The organism is Mycobacterium sp. (assembly GCF_025933915.1).
Classification (GTDB): Bacteria; Actinomycetota; Actinomycetes; order Mycobacteriales; family Mycobacteriaceae; genus Mycobacterium.
Map to the genome: position 1 here is coordinate 1 of NZ_JAICZA010000161.1, position 9,885 is coordinate 9,885.

The 9,885-nt window shown below is 64.7% G+C and carries 12 protein-coding genes; 5 read left to right on the forward strand and 7 right to left on the reverse strand.

Annotated elements, in window-relative coordinates; translation table 11 throughout:
* The 5 genes from Q0W90_RS20185 to Q0W90_RS20205 form a co-directional block, all read right to left on the reverse strand.
* On the reverse strand, positions 1–2,480 hold a 2,480-nt coding region (locus Q0W90_RS20185; protein ID WP_297776202.1), incomplete at its 3' end, for an RND family transporter.
* Positions 2,481–2,539: 59 nt separating this feature from the next.
* A complete protein-coding gene (locus Q0W90_RS20190) occupies positions 2,540–2,983 on the reverse strand; it encodes an MmpS family transport accessory protein (RefSeq protein ID WP_297593914.1) in 444 nt (147 codons plus the stop codon).
* Between the two features lie 139 nt (positions 2,984–3,122).
* The gene (locus tag Q0W90_RS20195) at positions 3,123–3,548 is read right to left on the reverse strand and encodes a hypothetical protein (protein ID WP_297593916.1); all 426 of its coding nucleotides are present in this window, start codon (positions 3,546–3,548) and stop codon (positions 3,123–3,125) included.
* Positions 3,549–3,622: 74 nt separating this feature from the next.
* Positions 3,623–3,808, reverse strand: a complete 186-nt coding sequence (locus Q0W90_RS20200; protein ID WP_297593918.1) for a hypothetical protein — start codon at positions 3,806–3,808, stop codon at positions 3,623–3,625.
* Positions 3,809–3,944: 136 nt separating this feature from the next.
* Positions 3,945–4,268, reverse strand: a complete 324-nt coding sequence (locus Q0W90_RS20205) for a multidrug efflux SMR transporter (RefSeq protein ID WP_297698523.1) — start codon at positions 4,266–4,268, stop codon at positions 3,945–3,947.
* Between the two features lie 113 nt (positions 4,269–4,381).
* Between Q0W90_RS20205 and Q0W90_RS20210 the strand changes: the two genes are divergently transcribed.
* The 4 genes from Q0W90_RS20210 to Q0W90_RS20225 all read left to right on the forward strand — a co-directional run bounded on the left by Q0W90_RS20210 (position 4,382) and on the right by Q0W90_RS20225 (position 7,568).
* A complete protein-coding gene (locus tag Q0W90_RS20210) occupies positions 4,382–5,302 on the forward strand; it encodes an alpha/beta fold hydrolase (RefSeq protein WP_297593920.1) in 921 nt (306 codons plus the stop codon).
* Complete coding sequence (locus tag Q0W90_RS20215; protein ID WP_297593922.1) at positions 5,299–5,739, forward strand: DoxX family protein; 441 nt, start codon at positions 5,299–5,301, stop codon at positions 5,737–5,739. The genes Q0W90_RS20210 and Q0W90_RS20215 overlap by 4 nt, the downstream gene beginning before the upstream one ends.
* Positions 5,740–5,800: 61 nt before the next feature.
* Entirely contained in the window at positions 5,801–6,598 is a 798-nt protein-coding gene (locus Q0W90_RS20220) for an SDR family NAD(P)-dependent oxidoreductase (RefSeq protein ID WP_297698509.1), read from the forward strand.
* Between the two features lie 4 nt (positions 6,599–6,602).
* Positions 6,603–7,568 carry a phosphotransferase family protein gene (locus Q0W90_RS20225; protein WP_297698511.1) on the forward strand — a complete coding sequence of 322 codons (966 nt, stop codon included), beginning with the start codon at positions 6,603–6,605 and terminating at the stop codon, positions 7,566–7,568.
* 12 nt (positions 7,569–7,580) lie between these two features.
* On the opposite strand, the gene Q0W90_RS20230 is transcribed toward Q0W90_RS20225, so the two are convergent.
* The gene (locus Q0W90_RS20230) at positions 7,581–7,769 is read right to left on the reverse strand and encodes a hypothetical protein (RefSeq protein WP_297593928.1); all 189 of its coding nucleotides are present in this window, start codon (positions 7,767–7,769) and stop codon (positions 7,581–7,583) included.
* Between the two features lie 269 nt (positions 7,770–8,038).
* On the opposite strand from Q0W90_RS20230, the gene Q0W90_RS20235 reads away from it, so the two are divergent.
* Positions 8,039–8,689, forward strand: a complete 651-nt coding sequence (locus tag Q0W90_RS20235; RefSeq protein WP_297593946.1) for an MspA family porin — start codon at positions 8,039–8,041, stop codon at positions 8,687–8,689.
* Here the strand turns inward: Q0W90_RS20235 and Q0W90_RS20240 are convergent.
* Positions 8,686–9,885 (reverse strand): acyl-CoA dehydrogenase family protein (locus tag Q0W90_RS20240; protein ID WP_297776199.1); only part of this gene is annotated, 1,200 nt, incomplete at its 5' end. The two genes, Q0W90_RS20235 and Q0W90_RS20240, sit on opposite strands and share 4 nt — an antisense overlap.

Genomic DNA, 9,885 nt, shown 5'->3' on the forward strand with positions numbered 1-9,885 from the left:
AACAGGAGGTTGTAGTCCGAACCCACCGCCACCAGGATGATGAACGTCAGCGGCAACACCAACCAGTGCAGGGGCAGGCCGATCAGGTGCTGCCAGACCAGGATGGAAAGCCCGAACGCCCCGGCATACGAGAAGGCCACCGTGCCGGGAATCACCAAGGCGGCCATCAGACTTCGGGTCAGGAACAGCATGATCAGGAAGATCAGCACGAAGGCGGCGATCGCCACGATGAGCAGATCGGATGCCGCGTATTCCTTGATGTCCTGGTCGTTCGACCCCGAGCCACCGATATAGACCCTCGCACCGGCCAACGACGTCTCTTTCAGGATCGTGGTGATCGCCCCGGGAAACTTTTCGACATGTTCCACGCCTTCGGGGCCCATGGCGTCCCCCTCGTGGGTGATGATGAAGCGAGCCGCCTTGCCGTCCGGCGACATCAGGAGCTGCATGCCCGTCTTGACGTCTTCGTTGTCGAAACCTTCCCGGGGGATGTAGAAGAAGTCATCGCTGCGGGACCGGTCGAAGTCGAGCCCCACGTTGATCAAATCGTCGAACGTCTGGTCGGTCTGCGTGGACTGCAGGGAAGACTGGCCGTAGGTGCCGACCAAAAGAGCGGCCAGAGCCTCCGAGTCGTCGGCCGTCAGTTTCAGCTGCGTGATGATTTGCGGCAACGTCTTGTCGATGACCTCGAGGGACGTCACAGCGTCCTTGATATCGTCGGCCATCTTGTCGAGGCCGTCGACCGCCTCGAACAACGATCGGAATGCCCAGCACACGGGAATATCGAAACAGTGCTTTTCCCAATAGAAATAGCTGCGGATCGGTCGGAAGAAATCTTCGAGATTCGACAGGTCCACCCTCAATTCATCGGTGACCTTTTGCATGTCCTCCATCGTGAGGACCGTCTTATGCATCTCATCCGACATCCTTTGAAAGAAGCCGATCTCTTTCCGCAAGACCGCGACGGTGTGCTCCGTGATCTGGGCCTGCTGGTCCGTATTGGCATTTTGCTGCTTGTTGAACGGGAGCTGTTGACCGTTCCCGCTGCCCTGCGTGGTGAACAAATAGGGCAGCGTGGCGTGCTCCAATGGCCGACCCAAAGGCCTGGTGATGCTTTGCACCATGGCGACGCCGGGAAGGCGAATGAGACTCTTGGCCACCCGGTCCAACGAGATGAAGTCCGCCGAGTTCCGCATGTCATGATCCGTCTCGATCATCAGCATCTCGGAAAACAATTTGCTCTTCGGGAAATGCCGATCCGCCGCCGCGAAACCCTGATTGGCGGGGGCGTTGTGCGGTTGGTAGGAGCGGTCGTCGTAGTTCTGCCGGTAGGTCGGCACGAAGACCGCCCCCAGCACGACGGCGGTCGCGCTGGCCGCGAGGATCGGCACCGGCCAGCGCACCACGCTCGCCCCGATCCGCCGATACAGATGCGCCTTGGCCGCCCGTCTCGGGTCGAAGAGTCCCAGCAGGCTGCCCACGGTCAAGATGGCCGGGCCGAGCGTCAACGCCGCGGTGATCGTGAACAGCATGGCGATGCCGACCGCCGGCCCCATGGTGTGGAAGTAGTTGAGCCGCGCAAAGGTCAAGCAGTAACAGGCCCCCGCGATCGTCAGTCCCGAGCCGATGATGATGGGCGTGACACCCTTGTACGCGATGTAGAAAGCGTCCTCCCTGCTTTCACCGGCCTGTCGCGCCTCGTGATAGCGCCCCATCAAAAAGATGCCGTAATCCGTTCCCGCCCCCAGGGTCAGCGCGACAACGATATTGACGGCGAACGACGAGAGCTCGATATACCCGAAATGCCCGAGGGTTGCGATGACCCCCTTCGCGACCAGCATCTCGATCAGAACTCCGAGCAAGGGCACCAGCAGATTGCTGATCGAGCGGTACACCAGCAGCAACATCCCGACGATGAGGAAGATCGTCACGATCGTGATGTCGTTCAAGCTGGCATTCGCGATGGCCAGGGTGTCCGACGCGAGCGGCGCGGCGCCGCTGACATAGACCTTGAGCCCGGGTGGCGGCGGGACCTTGCCGGCGATGGCCCGGACGGCGTTGACGGACTCGTTCGCCTGCATCTGGCCGATATCGCCCGCCAGACGCAACAGCACGTACGCGGCCTTGCCGTCGACGCTCTGCGCCCCCGCCGCGGTGATCGGCTTCCCCCACAGATCCATCACGTACTGCACGTGCGTCCGGTCTTGCCTGAGCCGGCGCACCAAGTCGTCGTAGTAGCGATGGTCCGCGTCGCCCAACGGCCGGTTGGCTTCCAGGACGAGCATGGTCAGGTTGGTCGAATCGGACTCGTGGAACTCCTCGCCGATCCGCAACAACGCCCGCTGCGACGGCGCGTAGTGCGGCACCATCGGCCCGGCGAGTTCTTCGGCGACCCGCTCGACCTGCGGCATGAAGGTGTTCGTCGATATGGCGAGAAGGGCCCAGAAGGCGATGATCGGTATGGCCAGGACGCGGACCATCCGGGGCACGAAGGGTCGTTTGGGCCGGGGCTCGCGCAGGGGCTCGTTGAGAGGGTCGCTCATGCGGACTTCACCCTGCACATGACGTGCGCATCCCCGTGGGTGTCGGACTGTTCGTCACGAACGATGCCATTCACCAGCATCCGGCAGCCGACGTGACCGCCATGAACCTGCGCGGAGACGCTGCCGGACACCACGGTGAGCGTCGTCGTCTCCGTGTGCGACCACGGCAACGCCGTCAGATCCACCTGGTGCGGGTGCCCGTCGATGTCCAGGTACACGAGCATCCCGCTGTCGCCGATGGACCCGAACACCTCGTAGGTGAGGTATTTGGGAGTGGATTGCTCGGGGGCCGCCGGGCCGTTGACCGTGATGACCGGCGGGGGAGCGGAGAACTGGTGCACCTTCCACATGCCGACCGCACCCAAAGTGAGCGCAACCACCGCAACCAGCGGCATCCAGGCTCGCGCCAAGAACGTCCTGCTCACTGGACGAGGGCTCACCCGACCACCTTCGCCGAACCCCGTCCGGACATCGCCTTCTCGCCCCCACTCCCGGCCTCACGCCAACGCAAATAGTAGACGGTCATGTGCCCAATGGACAGTGCCTACCTACCCGTGCGCGCCAGAAGCCTGGCCCGCGTCACCCGGAATTCTGCAGGCGCCGCTTCAACCGTGCGCTGCGGAGCAGCTGTGTCGTGAAGTTGAGGGAGGCCAGCATGGGAAATACCCCGAGAAATGTCCGCTCGGACGGTGTGGCTCCGTGCAAGTGGTAGAGGCTGCCGAACACATAGAAGCAGCCGACCGAGAACAAAGCGCCGGGGATACAGAACGCCATCAACGAGCTACGGTCCGCCAGTATGCGCTTCGCATAATAGAATTCGTCTTCCGACATCGGTTGGCGTCTGCGCACTTTGGCGACGACCGTTTTGGCGCTGCCGATTTCCTCGCCGATCGGAATGGTCTCGCGATCACCCAGCCGTTTTACGAATACGGCCGCAATGACAACGAACACCAGCGCTAGTGCGAGGCTGACGACGGTCAGAAGGCCATATAAAATTGAACCCATTTTCCAGTCCCTGCTCCGCTGTCGGACTCACGAAAACCCTGGGAGAACGCTACCTCAATCATTGCGTCGTGGCGTTAGTGCTTTCCGGAGTCCCGGCCCTTGATCACGTCGCGGATGACCAGCCCCAACAGGACGAGCAGGGCGAGCGGCACGAGCACTTTGAAGATGATGGACGCGTGGCTGTACAGCAAGCCATAGGCGATCGCGCCGATCAGCACCATGGCGAGCAGGATGCCGCGATTGATCTTGTCGGTACTCATTCGGCAAACCTTACTTCTCGATGGGCCTTGCGGTGCTTGTGATTTCGGCGCACGGTTCCGTGGTCGTCGGCCGACTGGTTGATGATTTCATCGACGCTGCCTGTCAGGGGTCGTAGGGTCGATCTGGCTACTGCCCTCAGTGGGCGCCGGTCACATTCAGCGTGACCACACCGGCGATGATCAGCAGGACACCGACGACCTTGGTCAGCGATATCGACGAACCCAGGAACAGCACGGCGATCAACACGATGAGGGCCGTGCCGATGGCCGACCACAGCGCGTAGGCGACGTCGGTCTGCATGCCGCGCGAAATCGACACCGCCAGCAGCGCGAAGGAGATGGCGTAACCGATCAGGCAAACCACGGTCGGCCACGGCCGGGAGAAACCTTCGGTGCTCTTGAGCAGGCTGGTCGCCACCACTTCGGCGAGGATCGCGCCGAGCAGGTACAGGTAGGTCAACATGCCCGACAACGCTAGCCGCGGGCAAGCCGGACCTGACAGACTGATCACCCTGGCGCGGCAGCGGTTCGGAAAGGATCGGAAAGGAAAGGATCGGAAAGGAATTGTGTGCGATGGCCTTTCCCGCTCACGTGCTGAACCTTGACGTCAGCGACGCGGTCGGCGAGCGGGCATCTTTGGCGGCGACGTATTACCCCGCGCGCACCGGCGCCGCGGCCGCCGTGCTCGTCTGCCTGCCGGGCGGTACCTACAGCCGCGAGTACTGGGACCTCGGCATTGCCGGTCATGACGGCTACAGCTTCGCCGACTTCGCCACCGAGGACGGCTACGCCGTCGTGACGATCGATCCCTTGGGCACCGGCGCAAGCTCGCGACCGGCTCGTGATTTCGATTTCACCGACATCGGCGCCGCGCTGGCCTGCGCCGTCGCCGGGCTGCCGGCCACCATCGGCATCCACGCGCCGACGGTGGCCGTGGCGCATTCGCTGGGCGGGTACCTCGCCATCACCCAGCAAGCGCTGTTCCCCAGCTACGCCGCCATGGCGATTCTCGGGTGCACCAATCAGCACGTCGCCCCGTTGAACCTGGAGACGGCGTTCATCGCGCGTGCCGCGACCCCGCAAGGCCGCGCCGAGCTCGCCCGGGAGATCCTTTCCGCGCTTCCGCAGCCGTATTTCGAGGGCCCCCGCGAGCACCTGCAGAGCTGGTTTCACCTTGCCGATGTTCCCGCCGATGTCGTCGCGGCCGACTCCGTCACCGCCAAGTCGGTCGTGCCGCGGGTGTTCGGGACGGCGATGATTCCCGGCGTCGTCGCCGAGCATGCGGCGCGGATCGACGTCCCGGTGCTCGTCGGTTTCGGCGTCGTCGACGTGTCACCGGATCCCCGCGCCGAGGCGAGCCTGTACCGGAGTAGCCCCGACATCACCACCGTGGTTTTGGCCGACAGCGCGCACTGCCACAACATGGCGTCGAGCCGGCATCGGCTGTGGCGGCGCCTGCTCGACTGGACCGCGACCGTGACGTGTCGATCGTGACGAAGGGTCTCGAGCGGCGCCTGGCCCGCCACGCCCCGGCCGTGTTGAGCGTGTTTCGCCTCGTCTACGGGTTGTTCTTTGCCGCGTACGGGTCGAGGAGCCTTTTCGATTGGCCGGTCCGCTCGCCGGTTTTCGTCGAGTTCGGATCCTGGCCCGGCTGGTATGCCGGATTGATCGAGATCGTCGCGGGCCTGCTCATCGCGGTCGGATTGTTCACCCGTACCGTCGCGTTCGTCGCCTCGGGGGAAATGGCGGTCGCCTACTTCTGGATGCATCAGCCCCAGGCGCTGTGGCCCGTCGCCGACCCACCGGCGGGCAATGGCGGAGCGCTGTCGATCCTGTTCTGCTTCGCGTTCTTGCTGCTCGTCTTCACCGGCGGGGGCAGCCACTCGATCGACGCGCTGCGCGGGCGGAGGCTTCCCCTCGACCGGCGATAATGGCATTCTCTGATGCGGAGAAGCCGTTTCCGACGCTGGGCGGCTCCGGAGGAGGTCGACGATGAGCGCTGGACGGTGCGACGGGATGGTGGCTCTCGTCACCGGGGGCAGCCGGGGCCTGGGCAAGGCGATCGCCGCGCGACTCGCCGAACGGGGGGCCACCGTGGCGCTGACCGCCCGCACGATGGATCCCGATCCCAAGTATCAGGGGTCGCTGATCCAGACGCGCGACGAGATCGTGGCCGCCGGCGGGAAAGCCATTGCGGTCCAGGCGGATCTGTCCCAATCCGAGGACAGGGAACGGCTTTTCGCCGAGGTGGCCGGCGCCGTCGGCGCACCGGACATCCTGGTGAACAACGCCGCCGTGACCTTCCTGCGGCCCCTGGACGGGTTTCCCGAGCGGCGTGCCCGCCTGATGATGGAGATGCACGTCCTCGGCCCGCTGCACCTGTGCCAGTTGGCGATCCCCGCGATGCGTGAGCGCGGACGCGGCTGGATCCTGAACCTCACCTCGGTGGGCGGCGACCTGCCGCCCGGGCCGCCCTTCTCCGAGTTCGACCGGACCGCGGGCTTCGGCATCTACGGGACGGCCAAAGCCGCGCTCAATCGGTTGACGAAAAGCCTTGCGGCCGAACTGTACGACGATGGGATCGCCGTGAACGCGGCCGCTCCGTCCAATCCCGTCGCCACACCCGGCGCCGGCACCCTCGATTTGGCCAAGACCGACACCGAAGACATCGCGCTGATCACCGAGACGGCGTTCCGATTGTGCACGGGCGACCCGAAGACCCTGACCGGGCGCATCGCGCACACCCAGCCCTTCCTCGCCGAAGTCGGCTGGACAGAACCGGCCCGCTGACTGGATGAGCAGAGCCGAGCTTGATCTGAGCGAGCTACGCGCCCGCCTCGCCGGCGCGGGCGTCACCGCCGTCGCCGCGCTGTCCGGGGGCGCCTCCAGCCTGACGTTCGCGGGCGTCCTGGCTGGCCGGCGCGTGGTGATCAAGGTCGCTCCACCGGGTGTCGAACCGGTCGCGCATCGTGACGTGCTGCGCCAGGCCCGCATCCTCAAAGCGCTTGCCGCGACCAGCGTTCCGGTTCCGGAGGTGCTGGCGGAAGACCCGGGAAATCCACCCGGCACGCCCCCGCTGTATGTCATGTCGCATATCGACGGCGACTGTGTCGAGCCGCTATTCGACGGTGGCGGGGCGTTCGAGGGCTTGACCGATCGGTACCGGAACGCGTGCCGCGCCATGGCCGCGCTGCACCGCCTCTCACCAACCGGCCTCGGACTGGGCGGTGAACCGGTCGTCGATCCGGTCGCCGAAGTTCACCGGTGGTCCGACACGTTGCGCACCGTCGACCCCGAGCTGGCGCCCGGCTGGACGGCGGTGCGCGACAGCCTGTTGGATTGCGCACCCGGCGCGATGGCGCCCCGCGTGGTGCACGGCGACTTCCGGCTGGGCAACCTGTTGGCCGTCGGGTCGCACGTCAGCGCGGTCATCGATTGGGAGATCTGGTCGATCGGCGATCCGCGCATCGACGCGGGCTGGTTCCTGATCAACTGCGACCCGGCCACCTACCGGCGGGTTCCGGAGGCGGAGGGTGTGGCTCCGCCGACCGCCGACCTCACCGACCTCTACCAGCGCGAGTTGGGTTGCGAGGTCACGGATTTGGCCTGGTTCACCGCGTTGGCGTGTTTCAAGTCGGTGGCGACGTGGTCGCTGATCGTCAAGCACAATCGCCGAAAGCGTTCGCCGCGGGCGGAATTGGAAGCCATGGCAGCCACTTTGCCGAGGTTGCTGGCGCGCGCCGGATCGATGCTGAACTAACGGGAGAGCTGATCAGCCGCAGTGGGCTGTCAGATTTTCGCAAACCATTCCGATACCGCCCCCGTTGGTCAACAGGCCGTTTTCATCGTCGTCGATCGGGTTGGTCAGTGTGGTCGGGAACTGGATCTGCCATTCGTCGATCGTCGGGATGTCGGGTTGCATGCCGGGGTCCGCAGACGCGACCGCTGCGCCGCCCGTCAAGGCTGCGACGATCATCGAACCCGCGAGCAGTAGGCGAGCGCACCTGCGAAGTATCATCGGCGCCCTCCGTCTGTGGCGAGTAATGCCTGTTAGCGCATTTCAATCCTACCTGCCGTGTCCAGATCGCATACGAGTTACAAATACACAACAACTTTGATCAGCCGCCCAGCAAATTTCGCTACTCGAAACGGCGAGTGCGTACGTTGTCGTCCGTGAGGCCGATAGCCGTGGTCATTCGTCGCGCCCTGGTGGTCGCCGTTTGCCTCGGCATGTCATTGCCTGCGGCGCCGTCAACGAGTGCCGATCCAGAAGTCGGCCCCGCCCCTCCCGACGCGGCGCCCCCGGCGGGGGCAGCGGTGCCCTCGAATCCTCCCTCGACCATCACCACTCCCGACGGCTGGATCCTAGGATTGGGCGCAAAAGACGAGATGCAAGTTCCGGTACCACCATTGACCACCGCCATCTCGTCGCGCGAATACGTATCCAGCGGTATCTTCGTCGCCTCGCTGAGAGGATCATCCGAAGAGCCCCATGGCGTCCTGGAAGTGGGCTACCAAATCGGCTGCGGGATCGATATGAGTACCTCCAACGGTGTGATCATGGAGGGTGGTGTCGGCGTCATCCCGGGCGTCACCCCGACGTTCGACACCACCGGTACGTTGCCGCCCCTGCTGCCGTTCGTTTCCACTCCCATCAACGGGGTGATGAGCGTGGGACTCAAGCCCGGCCTCGTAATCGTGGTGCCGGTGATCAAGAAGCAGTTCAAGGGTGCAAATCCCTGGGTCATGATCAGCAACTTCCACGTCAAGATCGACGGCTGCGTGGGCCAGGCGTTCATCCGCTCCTATGCGGTGCTGACGCGAGTGACCGACCTCGCCGACGTGGTGCTGTCGTACGTCGGCACCACCAAGGCCGTTTAGCCGCGCGGGATGCCCGCCAACCTGTCGGCGAACTTCGCCTCGGCCGCCGCGCGCAGCCGCAGCACATGCTCGGAGGGAAACAGGTCGGGCGCGGGCTCGCGGTCCTTCAGCAACAGCTTTGCCAGCGTCACCTTGTGAACTTCGGTCGGACCGTCGGCCAGCCCGAGCACGAACGACTCCACCAGGTACTGCACGAAGGGCATCTCGTGGGTGGTGCCCAGCGACCCGTGCAGCTGAAGCGCCCGCGAGGATACGTCGTGCAGCACCTTCTGCATCATCGCCTTCACCGCCGAGATGTCGGCCCGAACGGCCTTGTAGTCGTTGAATTGGTCGATCTTCCAAGCGGTTTGCAGGGTCAGCAGCCGGAACGCCTCGATCTCCATCCACGAGTCGGCGACCATCTCCTGCACGAGTTGCTTGTTGGCCAGCGCCTCGCCCTGGGTGTAGCGCGACACCGCCCGCTCGCAGATCATGTCGTAGATTCGGCGGACCAGGCCCACGGTGCGCATCGCGTGGTGAATCCGCCCGCCACCCAGGCGGGTCTGCGCGACAACGAATGCACCGCCGCGCGGGCCCAGCATGTGATCGGCTGGCACGCGCACGTTTTCGTAGCGGACGTAACCCTCACGCCCACCACCGGTTGGCTGGTAACCCAGCCCGACATCGCGCAGCACGTTGATGCCGGGGGTGTCGCCGGGAATGACGAACATCGAGTAGCGCTCATAGGGCGGCGCCTCGGGATCGGTCATCGCCATCACGATGAGGAACGACGCCATCGAGGCGAACGACGAAAACCACTTCTCCCCGTTGATGACCCAGTGATCGCCGTCTTGCACCGCGGTGGTGCGAAACACCTTCGGGTCGGCGCCGCCCTGGGGCTCGGTCATCGAGAAACACGAAATGATGCGGTTGTCCAGCAGCGGCTCGAGGTAACGTTCCTTGAGCTCGGGTGTGCCGTAGTGCGCCAGGATTTCGCTGTTGCCGGAGTCGGGGGCCTGGGAGCCGAAGACGATCGGCGCGCACTCCGAGCGACCCAGAATCTCGTTGAGCAGCGCCAACTTCACCTGTCCGTACCCCGGACCGCCCAGGTGCGGGCCGAGGTGGGTGGCCCACAGCCCGCGCTCTTTCACGATCTCCTGCAGCGGCGGGATCAGCGCCTGACGCACCGGGTCACCCAGGTCGTGAGATTCCTTGAC